We start from the raw sequence: 23,202 nt of genomic DNA on the forward strand, positions 1-23,202 counted from the left end.
GCCACCACTGATGTGTGGCGGCAAATAAATAAATTATTAACCTGTTAAAACACAAAAATTATGAAGAAAAGTTTACTTTTTGCAACGTTATTAGCTGCCAGCCTTACGGCTAATGCACAAGTGGAATGGACTATGGTATCCGCTAAAGATGCTGTAACAGTACCCGATGCCATCGTAACTTCTGCCGGTATTCAAACCAAAGCTCCAGTACTAGGCAAAGGTCTTTCGTATAATGGAGTAGATGTAGCTCACAAGGACAAAACGGGAAACAATGTAAACTGGATCGGCGATGGTTCTACAGGTTACATCAAAATTCAACCTACCAATGCGCAAGTTGCGGGAGCTGACAGTAAAATGGTAACTCCAGATGCTAATCGAAATTTGGCAAGTGCTGCCAGTGATGAAGAAGCAATGTACATAGACTTCTATGCAGAAACCGTTAATACTAAAGATCTTCTCGATGTAGAGAGTATTGAATTTGATGCAACCAAAATAGGAACAGATGGTGCTATGGTAAATGCAGCGGTCTTTTACAACGATGACCCTCAGTTAGGTGCTACGACATGGTTAATCACTCCTGAAAATGCTGATGCAGTTGATGGCGAAGGTGGCGGTACTAACCCAGAAGGTATAGGTGGTCACTGGAATGGTGTAACAGATGAAACATGGGCTACAACAAACGATGCGGGTTATCGCCCAGATCGCAATGATGGTTCAAAGAAATTTAATGGTGAAAATTGTGTTACCCACTTTACTATCCCAATAACTAATGTTCCAGAGGATGCATACGGTATCACTGTTCGTGTATATGTTTATGGCATCTCTAATAACAAACAGATGTTGATTCATAACGTAAAGATTAATGGTGGTGTTAAGACAGGTATCTCTACTGTAAAGGCTGAAGCAGCTGCTAAAGATGCTCCAACATACAATCTTGCTGGTCAAAAGGTTTCTAAGGACTTCAAGGGTGTAGTCATTAAGAATGGTAAGAAGTCTATCTTGAAGTAAATTTAGAATAGACGAATTAAATCTCTTAATAACCAATTTACACAACGGTTTCTCTTCCTACCAGGAATAGAGGCCGTTGTTTTTATACCTATCACAAGCCAACATGAAGTTTCTCTATCAATACAAAAAACGAATATCACTCGGCTCTATTTATTTTTAACTTTTCTTATCATATAAAACCCAACAAAATCATGTAACTTTGCAACCAAGGATAAAAAAATAGAAAACAATAATTAGATGATGAACAAACTACTTTTATCTGCTATGGCACTTCTTTTTAGTGCCTTGCATATTCAAGCGCAAACCATATCAAATGCATATGACGACGGAAAGCCTTTAGGATGGGGTGCTAGTGTAACCGGTAGCAATGATGAAAATCCAATAACAGTAACAAATTATACAGAATTTGTAAATGCTTGTAAAGTTACCACAAACAAGACAATTTACGTAAAAGGGGAAATCAGTTTTAGCGGATCATATTCTCTCAATACAAGCAATAAGACTATTTATGGACTTCCAGGTTCTGCTCTTGTGAATACGAACAGAACTGATAAGAGCAAAACGGGAATTCTTACTATAAAAGGTAACAATATCATCCTTCGCAATCTTACATTTAAGAGTGCAGGAGCTTACGATATCGATGGTAATGACAATATTACCGTAGATGGTGCCACTAATGTATGGATAGACCATTGCGACATTCAAGATGGTGTAGACGGTAATCTTGATGTGGTTAATGGTGCAGATAAAGTATGTATATCTTGGACACGTTTCCGCTATTTGATAGAGCCTTTGGCTAATGGTTCAGGTGGCTCTGACGACCATCGTAACTGTAACCTGATTGGTAACAGCGATAAGAATGCTAATGAAGATACAGATAAGCTTCGGGTTACCTTTAAAAACTGCTGGTGGGACGAAGGATGCCACGAACGCTGTCCACGTGTACGCTTCGGCAAAGTACACGTTGCCAACTGCCTTTTCTCTTCTTCTGTGGTTAGCTATTGTATTGGCTACGGCTATAAAAGTAATATCTACGCTGAAGGTAATGCTTTTACTTCAGCTAAAGCTAAAAAGACTCCATGGAAGAATTATGCTACCAGTGGTTCATATACCGATTATAATATCACGACTAAAGACAACTTGGGCGTAAACGAAGAAATTCAAGCAAAATCAGGAAGTGAAGACTATTGGATTCCATCAACTGATTACTCTATGAGTGTATATGATGCGAATTTAGTTGAATCTGTAGTAGGCAACGAGGAAAATGGCGCAGGTGCAACCTTAACCATTAATGAAGGCGAAGCATATACGACAGGCATCGAAACCATTGCTGTAGAAACATCTTTGACAAATGAAGATCATGCAATCTATAACCAAGCAGGTCAGAGAGTCAATAGTAACTACCGCGGTTTAGTTATTAAAAACGGTAAGAAATATATTCAAAAGTAACAATTATACACTATTACAACAAAAAAGGATTGCCCGTATGAAGCAATCCTTTTTTGTTGTATATTCAGCTATTGACTATACCAAACTATCAATTTTCTGTTTCAACTCCATCAGTTGATCACGCACAGAAATCAGCGTTTCAAGTATCTGCGCACTTTTATCTGCACCTTTACGATTTTCATTAAGATATTTTCGAGCAGCAGCTATTTTCAAGCCCCTCACCTTAATCAAACTACGAATAACCTTAATTTGTTCAATATCCTTCTCCATATATTGGCGAACACCACTGCCAGAAGTTTTCGGCTTGAGATGAGGAAATTCCTTTTCCCAGAAGCGAAGAGTCGATTCATTCACATCCAGCATTTGAGCAACTTCCTTAATCGAATAATATAATTTGACGTTTTTATTTTGGTTCAATGCCATGGTCATTCACAATTAATAACTTTTAATTGCAAAGATAAGAAAAATCTTTTATCCCCACCCTTTTGTCTCTTATCTTTTTTGTATCTTTGCAAGCGATTTTTAATGCAAAAAGATTAAAACAAGATATAATATGATGACAGCTAATGAAATCCGTGACTCATATTTAAAATATTTCGAGTCAAAAGGACACGTTATCGTACCGTCTGCTCCTATTGTTGTGAAGGACGACCCTACGCTGATGTTTACAAATGCTGGTATGAACCAGTGGAAAGATATCATCCTTGGTACTAAGGAACCAGAACCACGCCGTCGTGCTGACACACAAAAATGTTTGCGCGTTAGTGGTAAGCACAATGACCTCGAAGAAGTAGGTCGTGATTCTGCGTTGAGCCACCACACCATGTTTGAGATGTTAGGTAACTGGAGCTTTGGTGACTACTTCAAAGAAGGTGCAATCGATATGGCATACGAGTATCTTGTTGATGTACTCAAGCTTGATCCTAAAGACCTTTACGTAACCGTATTCGAAGGTGACGAAGCTGAGAATCTCGAACGTGATGACGAAGCTGCAAAATTCTGGGAGAAGCACTTCCCTAAAAACCATATCGTCAATGGTAACAAGCATGATAATTTCTGGGAGATGGGCGACCAAGGTCCTTGCGGTCCATGTACAGAGATCCATATCGACTTCCGTTCTGAAGAAGAAAAGGCTAAAGTTCCTGGCGAAGAACTCGTTAACAAAGATCATCCTAAGGTTATCGAGATTTGGAACAACGTATTTATGCAATACAACCGCAAAGCTGACGGTACCCTGGAACCACTAAAGATGCAGGTTATTGATACTGGTATGGGCTTTGAACGCCTTGTTCGTCTTATGCAAGGTAAGAATTCTAATTACGATACTGATATTTTCACTCCTATCATCGATGAGATTGAGCGTATCTCTGGCAAGAAATATAATCACACATTCCCAGAGGGCGATAATGGTGAAGGCATCAATGAAGAACAAAAAGTAGATATCGCTATTCGTGTCGTAGCCGATCACCTCCGTGCGGTAGCTTTTGCCATTGCAGATGGTCAGTTGCCTAGCAATGCCAAAGCAGGATATGTAATCCGTCGTATTCTCCGCCGTGCAGTACGTTATTACTATACATTCCTCGACCAAAAGGAAGCATTCATGTTTAAGTTACTCCCTACTCTCGTAGCCGAGATGGGTGGTGCATATCCAGAGTTAAAAGCACAGCAGGAACTTATTGGTCGTGTCATGAAAGAAGAGGAAGATTCTTTCCTTCGTACTTTGGAGAAAGGTATCAATCTTCTCAATGGCGATATGGAAACATTGAAAGCTAATGGCAAAACAGAACTCGATGGTGCTTCTGCTTTCCGTCTTTTCGATACCTACGGTTTCCCTCTCGACTTGACAGAACTTATCTGTACAGAGAATGGTTACACCGTTGATGAAAAAGGCTTCAACGAAGAAATGGCTAAGCAGAAGGCTCGTGCCCGCAATGCTGCTGCTGTAGAAAATGGCGACTGGCAGGTAATCAAGGAAGGTGAACAGGAATTTGTAGGTTATGACTATTCTGAATATCCATGCCACATTCTCCGTTACCGTCAGGTTACTCAGAAGAAAAATACATTCTACGAACTGGTTCTTGACCACACTCCTTTCTACGGCGAAATGGGTGGTCAGGTAGGTGACTGCGGTACTCTCGTTTCTGAAAATGAAACCGTAACTGTTACCGATACTAAGCGCGAAAACAACCAGAGTATTCATATCGTAAAGAAATTACCTGAAGACTTAAACGCTGAATTCATGGCTTGTGTAGACCTTGACAAGCGCAATGGTTCTGCTGCTAACCATACTGCTACTCACCTTCTCGACTATGCATTGAAGCAGGTATTGGGTGATCATGTTGAGCAAAAGGGTTCTTACGTAGATGATAAAGTTTTACGTTTCGACTTCTCACACTTCCAGAAGGTAACAGATGAAGAAATTCGTCAAGTAGAGCGTATCGTCAACGCAATGATCCGTCAGGATCTGCCTTTGGATGAGCATCGTGACACACCTATTGAGGAAGCTAAGGAACTTGGTGCTATTGCACTCTTCGGTGAGAAATATGGCGATAAGGTTCGCGTTGTTCGCTTCGGACCTTCTGCTGAATTCTGTGGTGGTATTCACGCTCAGAGCACAGGACGCATCGGCTTCTTCAAGATTATCTCTGAAAGCAGTGTCGCTGCTGGTGTGCGCCGTATTGAGGCTCTCACAGGTAAGGCTTGTGAAGAAACATTATATACCTTACAGGATACTTTGTCTGATGTAAAGTCTCTCTTCAATAATGCCAAAGATTTGCATGCTGTTATTCAGAAGTACATCGATGAGCATGATGCCATGAAGAAGGAAGTAGAAAAATTCCAGGCTCAGATGGTAGAGCGTACTAAGAATGATTTGGTTAGCAAGGCTCAGGAAATTAATGGTGTGAAGGTTGTAAAGGCTGTTTTGCCTCTTGAACCTAATGCTGCTAAAGACTTGGTATTCAAAATTCGCGAGGCTATTCCTGAAAACTTGGTAGCTGTTATTGGTAGTACCTCTAATGATAAACCGATGTTGAGCGTTATGTTCAGCGACGATATGGTTAAGAATCATGACCTAAATGCAGGTAAGATGATTCGTGAAGCCGCTAAGCTCATCAAGGGTGGCGGTGGTGGCCAGCCTCACTATGCACAGGCTGGTGGCAAGGATGTAGAAGGTATCCATGCTGCTGTCGACAAGATTATCGAATTAGCAAACTTGTAATAAGTAATTATATATCTCACTAAATCAGCAAAAGCCGGGCTCCGCGAGGAACTCGGCTTTTCCTTTATTAATAATCCATGATCTAGTCAAAACAAAGTTCTTTTAGAGAAAGACTTGCTGCATTTCACCCAGTTTTTCTTCAAACAGATCAACTGTTACCGATCTGCCTCGTAGACTTCTTACCTGCGGAAAACTATCAAAGTAGGCATCTCTACTAGAATACCAACCATAGTTTTGAATTTGACGAACACCACGAATCTGGCGGTCGATTATAGTAGAAAATTTCGGATTGACCACACTTAGATAGTGCTTGCCATCCTCCATCTCCAAAGCTAATACCAAATAAGAAGAACTTCGCTTACGCAGAACTTTCTGTTCTGCCTTACTAGAAAGTTTCCATCCTTTCGTAGTAGTCATAGCCTTTATTTCCCAACCATACTTACGGTTCAGTTTTTCCGCCATGCCCTTAAACACTATTCCATGTGGAGCAGTATCTTTTAATCCTGTATAAGCGATACTATAATGAATCATCTCATGTAATAGTACATTCTGGGCTTGTCGCTCTGTCATATCGTAATAGGTAGTCAACTTAATCGTGAAATCATAAAGTTTAGTTCCCAATAATCTACGTGCCCGTTTACACGAGAAATAGCCGAGACGAGTACGACTTCGACACAATCCTAATATAGGTAGAGGAAGACCTCCGCCAAAATAGGCAGTATTAAATTGTTGAAACTGACTTTCGAGCCAGCTTACACTTACTATCATCGCTTTGTTAATGTTGCTACTAAATATTCAGAATGAGTACCAATACGGAATTTGGCACCCCATATACCGATACCGCTACTTACAAAGTATTGAGTTTTCCCTTTGGTTAACGGCCCATAAGCTTTTTCATACATGGCGTCCTCTATCCATGATATCGGCCACACCTGACCATAGTGAGTATGGCCGCTCAACTGGAAATCAATTCCACTTTTCTCTGCCTCCTCCAAATGATAGGGTTGATGATCTAGCAGAATGGTATATTTATTTTTGTCTTTTACCTGTTTATACAAATCAGCTACAGAGGCACGTTTCTTATTCGTACGATCATCACGGCCGATAATATTGACACCCATCACTTCGGCCACTTCATCTTTCAAGAGATGAATACCTGCCTCATGATAAAACTTCTGAGCCCGTGGTTCACCACTATAATACTCGTGATTACCCAAACAAGCGTAAATCGGAGCTTTAATTCTTCTAAAATCTTCAGCCATATTCTGCTCTTCAATAGCACGAATACTGCCATCGATGATATCACCACCTATTAAGACTAAATCTGGATGTTCTGCATTAATCAGTTCAATCCATTTCTGAATCTCTGCCTTACGATTATGATAACCAAGATGTAAATCGGTCATCATCACGATTTTCAAAGGACGTTCTATGGCCTTCGCTGTCTGCAAAACGATCGGCTGACGTTCCTTTTGCAGATAATTCCAATAAGCATAGGTAAAGAGTGAAGTCATAAAGACGAAGACTGCAATACTACCTTTTGTACTTTGATAAAGCCATTCTCGAGGAACAATATGCATAAGTCTTCCTAAATCAAGGACAAGGAAAAGCATCACTGCATAAAGCATGACAAAAATAGAAGAATTACCCACCTCATACAACACCTCGGATACAATCATAGGATAACGATCCAAACCTACGGTGAAGTTGGTTATCATCACTACAAAACACAAAGCTAAAATAACAGCTATAATGGTTTTAACAACTGGTGATAGTGGCAGAATATTCCACACATGCCACAGCGAATAAGCAAGTCCTATGATAGGTAGGACAAAAAATGTAAAAGCCCATATTGTATTCATAGCAGCAAAATTACAATATTCTCATGGAATATGAAGTATACATTTATTGATAAAAACTACCAGTTTTACCGAATTTCACCATCAGTTTGCTGCTTCGGCCAATTTACCAAATATAGCTTTTCCGATGCACGGGTAAAAGCTGTGTACAACCAATGTATATAGTCTGGAGTAAGCATTTCGTCGGTCATATATCCCTGATCTACATAGATATGGCTCCACTGCCCACCCTGTGCCTTGTGGCAGGTAATGGCATAGGCAAATTTCACCTGTAACGCATTGAAAAACTTATCTTCACGAATTTTACCGAGTCTGTCTTTCTTAAGAGGTATCTCTTGATAGTCTTCCATAATCTGTTCAAAAAGCTTCTCGTTCTGTTCCTGGGTCAGTGAAGGTGATTCGGTCGACAGACTATCCAGGATGATCATCGTTTCCAATTCATAGTTCTCATAATCAGGAAACCGAAGTAGCACTTCGGCAAATCGAAAACCGTACAGTTCAATAATATGCCTAACACGTACGACTTCCGCACGATCACCATTGGCAATAAAAGTCATTGGAGCATTTGGGTTTTCCTTTTTTTCCCGCTCTATCCAATAATAGTTGTTTTTTACTATCATCAGCATATCACCAGGCGTCAGTTCGTCTTCTCGGTCGAGAACGCTGTTACGGATACCTTGATTATAAATATTAGCGCGCTTATTGCTACGAGTAATCACCATCGTCTCATCTATTCCTACATCAGAATAGCTAGTAGCCAACTGCTCTATGAGTTCACTACCAGGTACCATCTTGATATCAGCAAATCCTTGAAAACTGATTTTAGGCAGTTCTGTCGGCTCTCCATAAACTATCATCTGTCGGATAACCGTAGCATTATATAAAATACCTGAAGCGCTACTCTGTCGGAGCACCTCATTCAAATCACACTCGTACACCTTCAGTCCATACATACGAAGCACTTCTCCCCGAAGGGCCGGTGCCTCATCCTCTCCAACTGGAGGCAACTGTGCACTATCTCCGATAAGTATCATCTTGTCATTTTTACCTTGATAGACAAAATGAATGAGGTCATCAAGCAGATTGCCAGACCCAAACTGCCCATTACCTAGAGACATACCACTATTAATCATAGAAGCCTCATCTACCATGAAAAGGGTATCCTGATACATATTGCGGTTAAGATTAAATTCACCACCAATACCCGTATAACTCTTCTCTCTGTAAATACGACGATGTATCGTATAAGCCGGATGACCACTATTAAGCGACAATACTTTAGCAGCTCTACCCGTAGGCGCCAAAAGCATGATCTTCTGACGAAAACGCTTCATCGTTCGCACGATAGAACCTGCTAAATGTGATTTACCCGTACCTGCACTTCCCCGAAGAATCATGACAACATGCTCATCACGATCAGTTAAAAAAGATGCAAAAGTTTCGAGTGCATGCTCCTGATCTACCGTGGGCGAGAAGCCAAATTCTTGTAATATCTGATATTTTAGTTCGTCTGTTATCATTTTTTTATTAACTTTGCAAAAGTACAAATAATTTGGCTATGAACTTGAAAATAAACAATAATTATCTATTGTTTGCTTGTGTCGTTATTTTAACTTTACTCTGTTTCAACAGTATCAATTCACCTATACGCTTTGACAAAAAAAGAACAGAAAGAGAATTAGCGGTAAAAAAACGACTTATCAAGATACGTACTGCTGAACAAAAATATCGTCTGAAGTATCGAGCTTATACTGGTGATTTCGGTAAACTCATTCAGGAAGGGCTTCTAGCCGACTCTCTGCAGTATATTCCTTTCTCTGACCATAAGAAGTTCAGTTTACAGGCAACAACAGAAATTGGAAAATCAGGCAGACAGATACCTCTCATGGAATGTAGCGCCTCTTTTCGCGATTATCTTGATGGACTGGATGAGAACAGTATCAATAATTTGATAGAAAAGGCCAACAATTCGGGTAATTTCCCCGGATTAAAAATAGGAGATCTCACAACAGATAATAATAATGCAGGAAACTGGGAATAAAGCAACAATGAATAATACAGGACGACTCACTATCCGTATCAGCCGTCATCGACTTTCTTTTTCGGCTATCGACAAAAGTGAAGAAGCACAAGTACGCTTCCAACCTTATGCCGTAAGAAGTGGTATATCCATGGCTGCTAACCTACGTGAAGCTTTCAAAGAAGATTCGCTGCTCACTTCAGGGTTTACCAAAATTCTTGTCGACATCGACACACCCGTACTGATGGTACCTATAGAAGAGTTCAACGAGGATGAGATAGAAAAAACATATCATTATACCTTCTTAAACAGAAATAATGATGTGATACTTCACCATGTACTTCCAGAACTGAACGCTGTAGCTGTCTACTCCATCAATAAAGATTTGAAACTAGTCCTCGAAGATCACTTCGAGAATATCCGATATATTCCGACTTGCAAACCGGTATGGAACTTTTTGTATGCTCGCAGTTTCTCAGGTATACACAATAAACTTTTCTGCTATTTTCACGATGGAAAGATGGAAGTTATGAACTTCGATAAAAACCGATTTAAATTTATCAACACCTTCGAAGTAAAATACAGTAAAGATGCGCTCTACTTTATCCTTTTTGTTTGGAAACAGTTGGGACTTGATCCTATGCAAGATGAAATGTATATTGTTGGCGAGATGCAGGAAAAAGAGGAATTTCTTAACCTCATGCGTAAATATATTAAACGTACTTTCTCTATCAACCCCGTTGCCGAATTTAATCGTGCACCAATTACACAAATTAAGATGCCATTTGATCTTCTTACTCTATATATTAAGAAACAGTAACTATCATATTAAGAAGCAGTAACTAATATATTAAGAAGCAGTAAGTATCATCTTTTTAATGAACAAGTATCATGCGTATTATTACAGGTAAATATAAAGGAAGACATTTTGATGTCCCTCACAGTTTTAAGGCACGTCCTACGACAGATTTTGCCAAGGAGAATATTTTTAATGTACTACAAGGCTATATGGATTTAGAAGATACAATGGCGCTCGATCTTTTCGCCGGCACCGGAAGTATCTCTTTGGAACTTGTTTCTCGTGGCTGTAAGCAAGTAGTGAGCGTAGAGGCTGACCGTGACCACGCTAACTTTATCAGCCAATGCTTTAAGAAGATAAACTGTAATCAGGATTTACTGATTCGTGGAGACGTATTCCGCTTTATCAAGAAATGCCGTCAGCAGTTTGATTTCATATTTGCTGACCCTCCTTATGCTTTGAAGGAATTAGCTACTATACCTGACTTGGTATTAAATCAGGGTATACTAAGTGATGAGGGTATTTTTGTTTTCGAACATGGTAAAGATTATGATTTCTCAGATCATCCTTGTTTCCTGGAACACAGACATTATGGTAGCGTAAACTTTACCCTTTTCAAAGCAAAAAACAATGAAACAAATACTGTATCTGATACTGTAAAGGTAGAAGGTACTAAAGTAGAGGACTAAGCAGTCTTACCAAACTCTCCCATAGTTTATACAGGAACGGACGCTTTTCTAGATCTATAGCATCGGCCAGTATTAAACTATGGGCTTCATCTTCCAGATACACATTTTTCAGTTTTAAAGCCATGCCCTTATCATAAAAGAAAGCATTGGATTCAAAATTGTGCTCAAAACTTCTCACATCTATATTCGTACTACCACAAGTAGAAATAGTATCATCACTTACCAACAACTTACTATGATTAAAGGCATCCTGATATAGATACACTTTCACACCAGCTTCCAAAGTTTCTTTTACAAACGAACGACTTGCCCATTCTATCAGTTTTGAATCGGTATGCATGGGCAACATCAGGCGTACATCCACTCCTCCCAACGCAGCAGTTCGCATCGCAAAGAGCACAGGCTCATTGGGTATAAAATATGGAGTCTCCATGTACACATACTGTCGCGCCTGCAAAAGAATGCGCACATAACCTTGCATAATATCAGGAAATGGTGATATAGGACTGCTGGTTACAATCTGCACCAAACAATTATTTTTGATAGCCGGATTAACAGGAGGATAGTAATTACGACCTGTAACCAGACTACGATCTACAAAATACCAATCCACCAAAAAAGCACGCTGTAGAGCGTATACCCCTCCACCCTCTATACGAAGTTGTGTATCACGCCAACCACCTTTTTTAGTTCCTTTTACATATCGCAAAGCAATGTTCATTCCCCCGATGAACCCTACCTGGCCATCAAATATATAGAGCTTACGATGATTTCGATAATTTACTTTGCTCGTGAAAGCAGGAAACTTAACGGGCATAAAAGCATGCACATCAATACCTGCATCACGCATACGATCGAAAAATTGGTTATTTACTTTCCAGCAACCCACATCATCATAAATCAAACGCACCTCTACCCCTTGCCGAGCTTTATCAATGAGCGCATCAGCAATAAGATTTCCTACAGGATCATTCTCTATAATATAGGTATCGATATGGATATGATAACGAGCCTTACCTATTTCGCGCAACAATGCAAACACGAAATCATAACCATTCGTCATCACATCCACCATATTATCTTTAAAAGGAAATGCCCAACTCTGATTGGTAAATAGGTGCATCAATGGTCGATAATTATCTGGAATATGCAGATTTTCCTGTTCTGCAAATTCCAGCATCGACCGTTTTGTCAGTTGATCAAGACTACGCTGACTTATCATTTTTTCCTTTCGGGTATTCTGCCCAAAGAAGATATACAGGATAATTCCGACCACCGGTAGAAACCATAAAACAAGGAGCCATGCCATGGTTTTGGCAGGTTGTCTATTGTCCATCAATACCGCCATCATGGTTCCAATGATAATGATAAAATAGACTAGCAGAAATATCCAATGTATATAGATCATGTCAGGTATAGGTTTAATTTTCTTCTTATTTAAATCCAATGAGTTTATGAGTCTGCAAGCTCAAACGCCATTTCGGATGCTGCTCTATATAGGCTACACAAGCAGAAAGGATCTCCTGATTTCTTTGAGCATCTCCTGTATCGCATGGCTGAAGATAATAGTAATAAGCTTTAATACCAAATGTATCTACTTGATGCTCTCCATCAAAGATACACTTCAGCTCATCACATTGAGCTACCTTCACATGCTCTTTTGGCGAAACAGTCAACCAGTCTAATTGCTTTGGTGGTTCCTTCGTTCCATTCGACTCCATTGCCACAAAATAACCAGCAGCATGGAACATATCTATAAAAGCACCATCTACCTGCATCGTAGGTTCGCCACCAGTGAGAATTATCATAGGCTTAGGCTGTCCCGCATCCTTTATTTTATCCTTACGGAGTTCTTCCACCTTATATAATATATCCTCATCGCTCATTTCCTGATAGTCCTTGAAATCGGTATCACAGAACGAGCACTTCAGATTACATCCACTGAACCGAATAAAGATAGCAGCTCTACCAGTATGGCGTCCCTCTCCCTGAAGAGAATAAAATATCTCGTTAATCTTCTTCATAAGTAGCAATATTGTTGTCACTTTCCTGAACAGTTGCTTTATAGCAAGTAGGAATCTGCTCGGTTATCCATCGCGCTATATTCTCGGCTGTAGGGTTGAACGGAAGAACCTCATTCAAATCCGCATGATCCAAGACACCATGAATTCGCTGCTTAATCGCACCGAAATCTTCTACCATGCCATCTTTATTCAGGGTTTTCGACTTACAATATACTTTTATGTGCCAGTTATGGCCGTGCACATTACTACACTTGCTCTCATAAGAGAGATTTAAATGGTGACTTGCCGACACCTCTAAACTTTTTTCTATATAATACATATTGTCTTCCTTATTGTATTATTTCATTTCCCAATTTTTTGGCAAGCACATTACGGATGTCTTGCACTTCCTTATATTCCTTCATTACTTCTAATAGTTTGTCATCCGGATCGCTGATCGAGAGTTGGTTAATCTGATTTTTCAGATTCTTTAAACGATTCTCCATAAATTCACAACGAAAGTTCAATACTAGTCGAAGTACATTATTTCTTATTTGCTCCTCAGTTGGTTCCGGTTTCAGACTCTTAGAGATTTGTACCTTATCTACACAGAGTTTGGCCGCCAGACCACTGATCTTCAGATCAGGATGCTGCAGAAAATAAGATTCTGATTTGAAGTTTTCTTCCCCAACATGCTGTAAAGCCTCATTGAGTATCTGATTATAACGATCATCATGAAAACGAAGTTGGTCACTTCCCAAATCCAGTCCCACATATTGAGCTAATGGCAAGCTAATCTCCGACCGGTCTGGTGCAATAATCGTAATTACCCGGTCACCATATCTTACCAACATCTGCACAAGCATCGTCTCGACATGTGAGGCTTGTGAAGATGTTGACTGATTGAACCCAAGCACAGTATCCATAGCCGTTTTCTGCGTCTCGGCAGAATGAAGTTCCACTGTTTCCTGGCTTTGCTGATTAATCTGTCGTTGCTCCTCCTTGATCTTCTCATCTTGCCCTTCTCGGATAAAACGATTCATCGTACTAATCAATGTAGCCTCAGCAATACCGAGTCGCACAGAGCAGTCATGAATATAAGTAGCTCGAATAATCTGATCGGTTATGACAGATACACTAAAGACGATCGAGTTGATAGCCTCTGATCGCTTAATGGGGTCGGTTACTCCTTTCAGCAGCACATCAGTCTTAAACTCAATAAAGTCCATCTGATGTTCTTCTACATATTGGCGAAATTCTTCTGCCGTATGACTGCGGGCAAAACTATCCGGGTCATTCCCGTCAGGTAACAAGAGCACCTTTACATTCATACCTTCAGCCAAAAGCATATCGGTACCACGAAGAGCTGCATGGATACCGGCAGCATCACCATCATAGAGCAAGACGATGTTAGAGGTAAATCGATGTAGTAAATGTATCTGATATTTACTCAATGCTGTACCCGAGTTAGCCACAACATTTTCGATACCACTCTGATGCATGGAAATAACGTCTGTATAACCTTCTACCATGTAAACACGGTCTTCTTTGGCTATGGCACGTTTAGCCTGATAGATACCGTATAGTTCGCGTTCCTTATGATAAATCTCACTATCAGGTGAGTTAACATATTTCTGATTTACACCCTTGGTACGCGAATCGAGCACACGTCCACCAAAAGCCACAACCTTACCACTGACACCTATCCAAGGAAACATGGCACGACCAGCAAATCGATCTACTAGTTCACCATGATCTCGTTCATAGCAAAGACCGGTCTTGATAAGGAATTCCCTCTGATAGCCTTCTTGAATAGCAGTTTCTGGCAACTTATTACGCTCAGGAAGGTCAAATCCCAACTGAAACTTCTGAATGATGTCATCACGAAAGCCACGACTACGGAAATATTGCATCCCCACAGCCAGCCCATCGACATCATGATGCAGGATATTCTGGAAATACTTAGCTGCCCATTCGTTGACAATGAACATACTTTCTCGTTCATTTTCCTGCCTTTTTTCTTCTTCGCTTAGTTCGCGTTCCTGTATCTCGATATGATATTTTCGAGCCAGCCAGCGCAAAGATTCCGGATAAGTCATCTGCTCATGTTCCATGAGAAAATTGACAGCATTGCCACCCTTTCCACACGTAAAACAATGACAGATTCCTCTAGCCGGAGAGACATAGAACGACGGTGTGGTGTCATCATGGAAAGGACAGAGCCCTTTATAGTTAGCTCCTGACTTTCGTAATGACACGAATTCGGATACCACCTCCACGATGTTGGTGGCATCCATAATCTTTTGTACTGTCGATCTATCTATCATATAATATATATGGTCTATATTTTGTTTTTATTTCAAATAATCAGCCAGTTTGCTCTTGATTTGTTTCAACCCTCTGGCTATGCTTTGGGCATTCATCTGAGCACCCTTCAGACTGGTATGGGTATGGTCATGATTAAAATACTTCATGGCTTTATCCTTACTTCCGCAATGCTTATCGAGCCAGTCACCTGAAATATTATGTAAATCAAGGAACTCTACACCCGTTGCCTTTACGACCTCACGATACCATTTGCCATAACTGTCGTTTCTACGCTCAATCTTACCATTAGGCCATTCGTTACGAGGTGTCAATGATACCAGTATAGGTGTAGCCCCCTTTTCACGGGCATCATCGATCATTTTTTTCAAATACCATCCAAAACTGTATACCAGTTCATAACGGCCATCTTTCTCCATCTTGTACACATGACAAGTATCATCTGCAGAAGCGATTACACCACGCTCTTTCTTATCATTAATAGGACAAATGTCATTGTGACCGAACTCAATCAGCACAAAGTCGCCTGGCTGCAAACTGTTATACACCTTTTCCCAACGGCCTTCACGGATATAGCTTCTACTGCTTCTTCCGGCCATAGCCGCATTATAGATGGTAATTTTCTTTTCATTGAAAATGGTGTTAGCTTGAGAACCCCATCCCCACATACCATTTTTATCCTTATCAGCATTCTTTACAGTAGAGTCACCAGTAATCCAAACTACCGGTTTACCCTTCTCACGATTTACGGGCCATGTAGGAAGAGCCACATTAATCATCATATCCTGTAAAGGTTTCAAATCAGGATTACGGCTCGCTGCAATACCCTCTGCTGCAGAGCGTGCATTCATCTGAGCCCCCCATGCACTACTATGGATATGATCCTGATAGAAATGGTACTGCTCTTTCCATTTACTGTAAGAGTCAAGTTTTTGACCACTTATTTCATTCAAATCTACAAAAGGCACTCCTTCTTCAGCAGCCACTACAGCAGCCCAACCTGTCTGCGGCTTACGTATAATCTTTCCCGTCTTTTCATCAAAAGCATCACGAGGAGTAAGCGACATCAAAATAGGATGCGCACCTTTAGCGCGACACTCCGCTATATATCTTCTAAGATATCCACCATAAGAATATACCGTTTCTTCCTCACCGGTTTCCTTAATCTTTACATGCAAGCTATCATTTCCTGTCCCCGGAATAACTGCACGTGCACGACCAGAGTCATAAGGGCCATTATCATTATGTCCGATAGAGATAATTACCCAGTCACCTGGCTTCAAAGCTTGTTCGATAGCAGGCCATAACTTACGGTAGAAAGTACGAGTACTCATACCACCGAGAGCCTGATTCTCCACCGAAATTTTGTTGGCATTAAAATACTGGCTGGCAAAAAAGCCCCAACCCCATTGACCGTTATTACCATTACCAAGGGTACCATTACGCATCGTACTGTTGCCCACTAGGAACAAAACAGGTTGGTTACCTTTACGGGTAGAACCAGGAGCCGGACGAGACATCAATGCCTTAGCGATACTGTCCGGAGTATTATCAACCACCTTGTTGACATCTTCAACAGGGTCAGGTAAATTATCAAATCCAGTTTGAGCCATAGCTCCAGCTGCAATAGCTGACATTAGAGTTATAGATGTAAAAAGTCGCTTCATCTTTTAATAGGTATTTATTATTTTTTATAGGCTTATTATAATTAGGTGCAAAGATAACAAAAAGCAATGAAATGATAAAATCTATACTGCACATTTAGAAAAAATTGTGCACATAAAATAGCACGATGTGCATTTTAAAGCAAATTTATTTGTACAATAATAGAAAATAATGTACTTTTGCGAGGTATTTTTAATAAAACCGATTGATCTTATAAAACACTTTTATATATGAAGTTGAATATTGTAGTACTTGCTAAGCAGGTACCAGACACAAGAAATGTGGGTAAAGATGCCATGACTGCCGAAGGCACCGTCAACCGTGCTGCCTTACCTGCAATCTTCAATCCAGAAGACTTAAATGCTTTGGAGCAGGCCCTTCGTATCAAGGACCAAAATCCAGGTTCTACCGTAGGAGTACTGACCATGGGTCCTCCACGTGCCGGTGAAATTATTCGTCAAGGCCTTTACAGAGGCGCAGATACAGGCTGGTTACTTACCGACCGTAAGTTTGCTGGTGCTGACACCTTAGCTACCTCTTACGCTTTGGCAACAGCTATCCAAAAAATTGGCCATGTAGATATCGTAATTGGTGGTCGTCAGGCTATCGATGGTGATACAGCTCAGGTAGGTCCACAGGTTGCTCAGAAACTGGGTTTAAACCAGGTAACATACGCAGAAGAAGTCGTAAAAATCGAGGATGGGAAAGCTACTATCCGTCGTCACATTGATGGTGGTGTTGAGACTGTTGTCGCTCCTCTTCCTGTAGTAATTACTGTTAATGGCTCAGCTGCTCCTGCTCGTCCATGCAATGCCAAGCTCGTCATGAAGTATAAGTATGCTACTTGCCCTATGGAACGCAAAGGTGACGAACCTTGGACTGACCTTTACGAGACACGTCCTTATCTTACACTCAACCAGTGGAGTGTAGCCGATGTAAATGGTGACGAGGCACAGTGTGGTTTATCAGGTTCACCTACTAAGGTAAAAGCCGTTAAGAACATTGTGTTCCAGGCTAAGGAAAGCAAGACCCTTACAGGAAGTGATGAAGATATCAACAGCCTGATGAAAGAATTGTTAGACGAAAAAATTATTGGCTAATTTATGAATAACGTTTTTGTATATTGCGAAGTTGAAGAAACTACCATTCAGGAAGTTTCTCAGGAACTTCTCACCAAAGGTCGTAAGTTGGCCAATAATCTTGGTGTAGAACTTCACGCTATCGTTGCCGGTACTGGCATCAAGGGTAAGGTAGAAGATCAGATACTGCCTTACGGTGTAGATAAATTGTTTGTTTTCGATGCTGAGGGTCTTTTCCCTTATACATCAGCTCCTCATACTGATATTCTCGTTAATCTGTTCAAGGAAGAAAATCCACAGATTGCTTTGATGGGTGCTACCGTTATCGGTCGTGACCTTGGTCCACGCGTATCTTCTTCATTGACTTCAGGTTTGACTGCCGACTGTACACAGTTGGAAATCGGTGAATACGATGATAAGAAGAGTGGTAAGCACTATGATAATCTGTTATATCAGATTCGTCCAGCTTTCGGTGGTAATATCGTAGCTACTATTGTTAACCCAGACCACCGTCCACAGATGGCTACAGTACGCTCTGGCGTTATGCAGAAGGCTATCTACGATGGCCAGGCTAAAGGCGAAGTCGTTTACCCTGATGTTGCTAAATATGTACCAGAGGCTGACTTTGTTGTGAAAGTTATCGACCGTCATGTAGAAGCAGCCAAGAACAATCTGAAGGGTGCTCCTATCGTAGTTGCTGGTGGTTATGGTGTAGGTAGCAAGGAAGGTTTCGATCTTCTCTTCGAACTCGCTAAAGAACTTCATGGCGAAGTAGGTGCAAGTCGTGCTGCTGTAGATGCTGGTTGGGTAGACCATGATCGACAGATTGGTCAGACAGGTGTAACTGTACATCCTAAAGTTTATATCGCATGTGGTATCTCTGGTCAGATTCAGCATATCGCCGGTATGCAGGATGCAGGTATTATCATCTCTGTTAACAGCGATCCAGATGCTCCTATCAACAAGATAGCCGACTATGTTATCAATGGCACTTGCGAGGAAGTTCTCCCTAAGCTCATTAAGTATTACAAACAGAATTCTAAGTAAAAAATGGCAAACTATTATACAGATCATCCAGAGATTGAGTTCCATCTGAACCACCCTCTGATGAAGCGTATTGTTGAACTGAAAGAGCGCAACTACGCAGACAAAGATAATTATGCAGATGCTCCAGTTAACTACGAGGATGCTATCGAAAACTACAAGCGCTTACTTGATATTACAGGTGACGTTGCAGCTAATATCATCGAACCAAATTCTGAGAGCGTAGACCTCGAAGGTCCACATCTCGAAAACGGTCGAATGATTTATGCCAGCAAAACTTTCGAAAACCTCGAAGCTACTCGTAAGGCCGGTCTTTGGGGTATCTCTATGCCTCGCCGCTACAATGGCTTGAACCTTCCTAATGTAGTATTCTCTATGGCATCTGAAATTATTTCAGCTGCCGATGCTGGTTTCCAAAATGTATGGTCACTCCAAAGCTGTATCGATACTCTTTATGAATTTGGTACAGAGGAACAGCGTCAGAAGTACATTCCACGTATCGCTGAGGGTGAAACGATGTCTATGGACTTAACAGAGCCAGATGCTGGTTCTGATTTACAGCGTGTCATGCTGAAAGCTACACAGGATGAGGACGGCACATGGCGTCTGAATGGTGTAAAACGTTTTATTACCAATGGTGACTCTGACATTCACTTGGTATTGGCTCGTTCTGAGGAAGGTACACACGATGGTCGTGGTTTGTCTATGTTCATATACGACAAGCGTGATGGTGGTGTAGATGTTCGACACATTGAGCACAAGCTGGGTATACATGGTTCACCTACTTGTGAGCTTACTTATAAGAATGCCAAGGCTGAACTATGCGGTGATCGTAAACTCGGTTTGATAAAATACGTCATGGCGTTGATGAATGGTGCACGTTTGGGTATCGCTGCCCAGAGTGTTGGTGTAGAACAGGAGGCTTATAATGAAGCGCTCGCTTATGCAAAAGAGCGCCAGCAGTTTGGTAAGAAGATTATCACTTTCCCTGCAGTTTACGATATGCTCTCTCGTATGAAAGCAAAACTCGACGCAGGTCGTTCTCTTCTCTATATGACAGCACGCTATGTTGATATCTATAAAGCTTTGGAGGATATCTCTCGTGAGCGTAAGTTGACTCCAGAAGAACGTAAGGAAATGAAGTTGTATAGTCGTTTGGCTGATGCCTTCACTCCACTGGCTAAAGGTACAAACTCTGAGTATGCTAACCAGAATGCATACGATGCCGTATCAGTACATGGTGGTTCAGGTTTCATTATGGAGTATAAGAGTCAGCGCTTACTTCGCGATGCTCGTATTTTCTCTATCTATGAGGGTACTACCCAGCTCCAAGTTGTTGCAGCAATCCGCTATATCACCAATGGTACTTATCTCAATATCATCAAAGAGATGCTTCAGGAAGAGGTTTGCGACTGCATGAAACCATTACAGGCTCGTGTGGCAAAGTTGGTTGAAGCATACGAAGCTGCCATTCAGAAAGTTAAGGCTGATGAAAATCAGGATGAACATGACTTCTTGGGTCGTCGTCTTTATAACATGACAGCCGACATCGTAGAGTCTTTGCTTATTATTGCTGACGCTAGCAAGGCTCCAGAACTTTTCAAGAAGAGTGCTAACGTCTTCGTTCGTATGGCCGAGGAAGAGGTTATCGGTTCAGCTGCCTACATCCAGAATTTCAATGCTGAAGATCTTAAGAGTTTCGTAGCAGAAGATGAGGAAACAGCAGAATAATTGAGAGTTATTTCATATATCAAACTATCGGCGAATCCAAACAACTGGGTTCGCCGATTATTTTTTATAAGAAACGCTACGCACAAACGGTATTACATCACTTAATAACTATTTTTATCAGAAACAGATGATTTATTTTGAATAAATTTATCTACCTTTGTTTTGAATTATGAATTTGCGATTCATATTATTAACAAAGAATCAATAAACAATGAAAAAAGCAATATTGCCTATTATAGCTATCATAGTTGCAAGTACATTTGCTATAGGATGCAAAATGGCTCCAAGTCAAAATGATGGCGATACCGTAGCAGCATCCGTTTTTGAGCCTGCTCAAATACACCAAAAAATAACCAAGTCTACAGTCAAAGATTCAACAGTACAAGACAGTTCAAATATCTTTATTATAGGTGAAGGGTCAGATAAGAATAATCTACAACTTATTAGCTATCCATCACGACAAGATACTACACTCTACTGGAAAAGCAAGCATATCAAGGTAAAAGGCAATGCTGATTTCGGACAAATAGTACGTGTAGGCTTTATGCCAATCAACCATGGTGACAGTACTGTAAATATCGTTACATCTGTAGAAGAATATAACACGGTAGAATAAATCATACTATCGGGCGACATTCTAATAAAGCTAAGTCGTATAGAAAATACAACATGAAAACGAAATATAATATTAGACTAGCAAACGAGCAAGATATCCACAATATACTCTTCGTTATGGATGAAGCAAAGAAAATTATGCGCTCATCTGGAAATTTACATCAATGGAGTGATGGTTACCCTTCAGCTGATATTATCCGACATGACATTGCCTTAGGAGGTGGATACGTGATAGAAGAAGCTTTTCGAATCGTAGGCTATTTCGCTCTATTACCTTCCCCTGACCCAACATATGCTGTTATCAACAATGGAAAATGGCTTGAGGAGTCTCTCCCCTATCATGTCATTCACCGTATTGCAGGTGTACCCGATGCTCACGGTATCTTCCAAAGCACCATGGATTTCTGCTTCCAAATTGATTCAAATATACGTATTGATACTCATCGCAATAATACCATTATGCAACATAATCTACAGAAGCATGGCTTTACTTATTGTGGTATTATCTATCTGGAAAATGGCGATGAACGATTAGCTTACCAAAAAATAAAGCCATAAGCATCTACTAGTTACAAGGTGCTATTGCTCTGGATACTGCTCATAAAGTTTTACGTCGAAATCTGCAGCAAGAGCATAGATATGTTCCATAATACTAGCCAAATGCTCTTCATATACTTTCCACTCCTTGTATTTCAAGAAGAAATACACTTCAATAGGAATACCACTTTGGGTACCTTCCATTTGGCGAACCATAATAAGCATATTGGCATTAACAGCTTTATGGGTTTCTAAGTATTTTTTGATTGCTGCCCGATACTGGCCAAAGTTTGTATCCTTCCCCTCATTAACTCGCTTGATAGAATGACAATCGAGATAAAACTTTCGTTGTACACGACGACCCGGACTCTGTTGCATACCTATCCAGTTTTGGAAAGAACCGGTAACTAAGGTTGTAGGACTAATCGTTACTATGGTATTATCAAAATTCTGAACCTTAACCGTGGTCAAGGTAATATCCTTAACAATACCATTGGCAGGTGTACCTGGCACGGTAATCCAATCACCACGATGTACCATATCATTACTATTTAAGCGAATACCTGAAGCCAAACCGGTAATGGTATCTTTGAAAATCAACATGAGGATAGCACTAGTAGCACCCAATCCTGCAAAAAGAGTCATCGGATTTTTTCCCAATACGATAGCAACAACGACAACAGTCGCTACAAAATACATCGCAATTTTGAGAACACCGCAAAAGCTACGCATGTATTGTTGAATACTCTTACGATTAGGCTGGTCATCCAAACGGTTAAAACCATCAATAAAAACCACCAAAGTACGGGTACTCATAACCGTAATATAGATAGCAGTGGCACGTTTTAATAATTCCCGGACAAAAGGATACTGATAAAAGACAAGAGGCAACAATACCCAAATCACGATGGCAGGCACAATGTGGCAAGCACTGAGAAGTGCCTTATCACTAAAAATAATATCATCCCATTTCACCTCTGTATGTGCGATAATCTTTTTGAACAATGGCACTAACAGCCGACGACACAACAAGCCAGCCACCCACGACAATAAAACTGCAAATAGTATCATGACACCGTGCCGAATTATCGGAACAGCTATACCATTGATACCCGTCAAATTGATAAGTTGTTCTACAAATACTTTTATTTCCTCCATA

21 protein-coding genes are annotated in these 23,202 nt (G+C 40.6%); 11 read left to right on the forward strand and 10 right to left on the reverse strand.

The features are described from left to right. Positions 1-60 precede the first annotated feature (60 nt). Together L6471_RS11500 and L6471_RS11505 are read left to right on the forward strand one after the other, a co-directional pair. The gene (locus L6471_RS11500; RefSeq protein WP_237797368.1) at positions 61-1,008 is read left to right on the forward strand and encodes a hypothetical protein; all 948 of its coding nucleotides are present in this window, start codon (positions 61-63) and stop codon (positions 1,006-1,008) included. 237 nt (positions 1,009-1,245) lie between these two features. Continuing rightward, the gene (locus L6471_RS11505; protein WP_237797369.1) at positions 1,246-2,457 is read left to right on the forward strand and encodes a pectate lyase family protein; all 1,212 of its coding nucleotides are present in this window, start codon (positions 1,246-1,248) and stop codon (positions 2,455-2,457) included. Between the two features lie 75 nt (positions 2,458-2,532). On the opposite strand, the gene L6471_RS11510 is transcribed toward L6471_RS11505, so the two are convergent. Beyond that, positions 2,533-2,880, reverse strand: coding sequence for a MerR family transcriptional regulator (locus L6471_RS11510; RefSeq protein ID WP_027453040.1), 348 nt, complete (start codon positions 2,878-2,880; stop codon positions 2,533-2,535). 130 nt (positions 2,881-3,010) lie between these two features. On the opposite strand from L6471_RS11510, the gene alaS reads away from it, so the two are divergent. Next, on the forward strand, positions 3,011-5,677 hold the full coding sequence (gene alaS / locus L6471_RS11515) for an alanine--tRNA ligase (RefSeq protein WP_006281199.1): 2,667 nt from the start codon (positions 3,011-3,013) through the stop codon (positions 5,675-5,677). 102 nt (positions 5,678-5,779) lie between these two features. On the opposite strand, the gene L6471_RS11520 is transcribed toward alaS, so the two are convergent. The 3 genes from L6471_RS11520 to L6471_RS11530 form a co-directional block, all read right to left on the reverse strand. Beyond that, the gene (locus L6471_RS11520) at positions 5,780-6,445 is read right to left on the reverse strand and encodes a SprT-like domain-containing protein (RefSeq protein ID WP_094448170.1); all 666 of its coding nucleotides are present in this window, start codon (positions 6,443-6,445) and stop codon (positions 5,780-5,782) included. After that, entirely contained in the window at positions 6,442-7,539 is a 1,098-nt protein-coding gene (locus L6471_RS11525; protein ID WP_027453043.1) for a metallophosphoesterase, read from the reverse strand. Before L6471_RS11525 ends, L6471_RS11520 begins: the two co-directional genes overlap by 4 nt. 65 nt (positions 7,540-7,604) lie before the next feature. Next, positions 7,605-9,056 (reverse strand): ATP-dependent DNA helicase, encoded by a 1,452-nt coding sequence (locus L6471_RS11530; protein ID WP_237797370.1) that lies wholly within the window; start codon positions 9,054-9,056, stop codon positions 7,605-7,607. 38 nt (positions 9,057-9,094) lie between these two features. Between L6471_RS11530 and L6471_RS11535 the strand changes: the two genes are divergently transcribed. The 3 genes from L6471_RS11535 to rsmD all read left to right on the forward strand — a co-directional run bounded on the left by L6471_RS11535 (position 9,095) and on the right by rsmD (position 11,044). After that, positions 9,095-9,577, forward strand: a complete 483-nt coding sequence (locus L6471_RS11535) for a hypothetical protein (protein WP_006283012.1) — start codon at positions 9,095-9,097, stop codon at positions 9,575-9,577. Beyond that, positions 9,558-10,376 carry a DUF3822 family protein gene (locus L6471_RS11540; protein ID WP_006283013.1) on the forward strand — a complete coding sequence of 273 codons (819 nt, stop codon included), beginning with the start codon at positions 9,558-9,560 and terminating at the stop codon, positions 10,374-10,376. The genes L6471_RS11535 and L6471_RS11540 overlap by 20 nt, the downstream gene beginning before the upstream one ends. 71 nt (positions 10,377-10,447) lie before the next feature. Beyond that, positions 10,448-11,044 carry a 16S rRNA (guanine(966)-N(2))-methyltransferase RsmD gene (rsmD, locus tag L6471_RS11545; RefSeq protein WP_237797371.1) on the forward strand — a complete coding sequence of 199 codons (597 nt, stop codon included), beginning with the start codon at positions 10,448-10,450 and terminating at the stop codon, positions 11,042-11,044. On the opposite strand, the gene cls is transcribed toward rsmD, so the two are convergent. The 5 genes from cls to L6471_RS11570 are packed head-to-tail and all read right to left on the reverse strand — an operon-like array spanning position 11,028 to position 17,009. Beyond that, a complete protein-coding gene (gene cls, locus L6471_RS11550; RefSeq protein ID WP_237797372.1) occupies positions 11,028-12,452 on the reverse strand; it encodes a cardiolipin synthase in 1,425 nt (474 codons plus the stop codon). The genes rsmD and cls overlap by 17 nt on opposite strands. Before the next feature lie 25 nt (positions 12,453-12,477). Continuing rightward, complete coding sequence (locus L6471_RS11555; RefSeq protein ID WP_027453048.1) at positions 12,478-13,068, reverse strand: 7-carboxy-7-deazaguanine synthase QueE; 591 nt, start codon at positions 13,066-13,068, stop codon at positions 12,478-12,480. Continuing rightward, on the reverse strand, positions 13,055-13,387 hold the full coding sequence (locus L6471_RS11560; RefSeq protein ID WP_006283017.1) for a 6-pyruvoyl trahydropterin synthase family protein: 333 nt from the start codon (positions 13,385-13,387) through the stop codon (positions 13,055-13,057). The genes L6471_RS11555 and L6471_RS11560 overlap by 14 nt, the downstream gene beginning before the upstream one ends. 10 nt (positions 13,388-13,397) lie before the next feature. Continuing rightward, positions 13,398-15,374, reverse strand: a complete 1,977-nt coding sequence (gene dnaG / locus L6471_RS11565; RefSeq protein WP_006283018.1) for a DNA primase — start codon at positions 15,372-15,374, stop codon at positions 13,398-13,400. A 27-nt stretch (positions 15,375-15,401) separates the two neighbouring features. Then, positions 15,402-17,009 (reverse strand): GDSL-type esterase/lipase family protein, encoded by a 1,608-nt coding sequence (locus L6471_RS11570; protein WP_006283019.1) that lies wholly within the window; start codon positions 17,007-17,009, stop codon positions 15,402-15,404. A 258-nt stretch (positions 17,010-17,267) separates the two neighbouring features. Here L6471_RS11570 and L6471_RS11575 point away from each other — a divergent pair, with 258 nt between their 5' ends. The 5 genes from L6471_RS11575 to L6471_RS11595 all read left to right on the forward strand — a co-directional run bounded on the left by L6471_RS11575 (position 17,268) and on the right by L6471_RS11595 (position 22,064). Next, positions 17,268-18,137: an electron transfer flavoprotein subunit beta/FixA family protein gene (locus L6471_RS11575; RefSeq protein WP_006283020.1), complete on the forward strand. Its 870-nt coding sequence runs from the start codon at positions 17,268-17,270 to the stop codon at positions 18,135-18,137. A gap of 3 nt (positions 18,138-18,140) precedes the next feature. After that, positions 18,141-19,163 (forward strand): electron transfer flavoprotein subunit alpha/FixB family protein, encoded by a 1,023-nt coding sequence (locus tag L6471_RS11580; protein ID WP_006283021.1) that lies wholly within the window; start codon positions 18,141-18,143, stop codon positions 19,161-19,163. Between the two features lie 3 nt (positions 19,164-19,166). Beyond that, a complete protein-coding gene (locus tag L6471_RS11585; RefSeq protein WP_237797373.1) occupies positions 19,167-20,891 on the forward strand; it encodes an acyl-CoA dehydrogenase family protein in 1,725 nt (574 codons plus the stop codon). Between the two features lie 211 nt (positions 20,892-21,102). Beyond that, complete coding sequence (locus L6471_RS11590; RefSeq protein WP_027453558.1) at positions 21,103-21,507, forward strand: hypothetical protein; 405 nt, start codon at positions 21,103-21,105, stop codon at positions 21,505-21,507. Between the two features lie 53 nt (positions 21,508-21,560). Continuing rightward, positions 21,561-22,064 carry an N-acetyltransferase gene (locus tag L6471_RS11595; protein ID WP_237797374.1) on the forward strand — a complete coding sequence of 168 codons (504 nt, stop codon included), beginning with the start codon at positions 21,561-21,563 and terminating at the stop codon, positions 22,062-22,064. Positions 22,065-22,085: 21 nt separating this feature from the next. On the opposite strand, the gene L6471_RS11600 is transcribed toward L6471_RS11595, so the two are convergent. Then, positions 22,086-23,201 (reverse strand): mechanosensitive ion channel family protein, encoded by a 1,116-nt coding sequence (locus L6471_RS11600; RefSeq protein WP_237797375.1) that lies wholly within the window; start codon positions 23,199-23,201, stop codon positions 22,086-22,088. Between the last annotated feature and the right edge of the window lies 1 nt (position 23,202).

Origin of the sequence: Segatella bryantii (assembly GCF_022024215.1) — a bacterium.
Taxonomy (GTDB): domain Bacteria; phylum Bacteroidota; class Bacteroidia; order Bacteroidales; family Bacteroidaceae; genus Prevotella; species Prevotella bryantii.

What these genes read in the sequence shown, in the direction of transcription:
- L6471_RS11500 (WP_237797368.1), top strand. Translation starts at nt 61, where the DNA reads ATGAAGAAAAGTTTACTTTTTGCAACGTTATTAGCTGCCAGCCTTACG.
- L6471_RS11505 (WP_237797369.1), top strand. Translation starts at nt 1,246, where the DNA reads ATGATGAACAAACTACTTTTATCTGCTATGGCACTTCTTTTTAGTGCC.
- L6471_RS11510 (WP_027453040.1), bottom strand. Translation starts at nt 2,880, where the DNA reads ATGGCATTGAACCAAAATAAAAACGTCAAATTATATTATTCGATTAAG.
- alaS (WP_006281199.1), top strand. Translation starts at nt 3,011, where the DNA reads ATGATGACAGCTAATGAAATCCGTGACTCATATTTAAAATATTTCGAG.
- L6471_RS11520 (WP_094448170.1), bottom strand. Translation starts at nt 6,445, where the DNA reads ATGATAGTAAGTGTAAGCTGGCTCGAAAGTCAGTTTCAACAATTTAAT.
- L6471_RS11525 (WP_027453043.1), bottom strand. Translation starts at nt 7,539, where the DNA reads ATGAATACAATATGGGCTTTTACATTTTTTGTCCTACCTATCATAGGA.
- L6471_RS11530 (WP_237797370.1), bottom strand. Translation starts at nt 9,056, where the DNA reads ATGATAACAGACGAACTAAAATATCAGATATTACAAGAATTTGGCTTC.
- L6471_RS11535 (WP_006283012.1), top strand. Translation starts at nt 9,095, where the DNA reads ATGAACTTGAAAATAAACAATAATTATCTATTGTTTGCTTGTGTCGTT.
- L6471_RS11540 (WP_006283013.1), top strand. Translation starts at nt 9,558, where the DNA reads ATGCAGGAAACTGGGAATAAAGCAACAATGAATAATACAGGACGACTC.
- rsmD (WP_237797371.1), top strand. Translation starts at nt 10,448, where the DNA reads ATGCGTATTATTACAGGTAAATATAAAGGAAGACATTTTGATGTCCCT.
- cls (WP_237797372.1), bottom strand. Translation starts at nt 12,452, where the DNA reads ATGATCTATATACATTGGATATTTCTGCTAGTCTATTTTATCATTATC.
- L6471_RS11555 (WP_027453048.1), bottom strand. Translation starts at nt 13,068, where the DNA reads ATGAAGAAGATTAACGAGATATTTTATTCTCTTCAGGGAGAGGGACGC.
- L6471_RS11560 (WP_006283017.1), bottom strand. Translation starts at nt 13,387, where the DNA reads ATGTATTATATAGAAAAAAGTTTAGAGGTGTCGGCAAGTCACCATTTA.
- dnaG (WP_006283018.1), bottom strand. Translation starts at nt 15,374, where the DNA reads ATGATAGATAGATCGACAGTACAAAAGATTATGGATGCCACCAACATC.
- L6471_RS11570 (WP_006283019.1), bottom strand. Translation starts at nt 17,009, where the DNA reads ATGTCAGCTATTGCAGCTGGAGCTATGGCTCAAACTGGATTTGATAAT.
- L6471_RS11575 (WP_006283020.1), top strand. Translation starts at nt 17,268, where the DNA reads ATGAAGTTGAATATTGTAGTACTTGCTAAGCAGGTACCAGACACAAGA.
- L6471_RS11580 (WP_006283021.1), top strand. Translation starts at nt 18,141, where the DNA reads ATGAATAACGTTTTTGTATATTGCGAAGTTGAAGAAACTACCATTCAG.
- L6471_RS11585 (WP_237797373.1), top strand. Translation starts at nt 19,167, where the DNA reads ATGGCAAACTATTATACAGATCATCCAGAGATTGAGTTCCATCTGAAC.
- L6471_RS11590 (WP_027453558.1), top strand. Translation starts at nt 21,103, where the DNA reads ATGAAAAAAGCAATATTGCCTATTATAGCTATCATAGTTGCAAGTACA.
- L6471_RS11595 (WP_237797374.1), top strand. Translation starts at nt 21,561, where the DNA reads ATGAAAACGAAATATAATATTAGACTAGCAAACGAGCAAGATATCCAC.
- L6471_RS11600 (WP_237797375.1), bottom strand. Translation starts at nt 23,201, where the DNA reads ATGGAGGAAATAAAAGTATTTGTAGAACAACTTATCAATTTGACGGGT.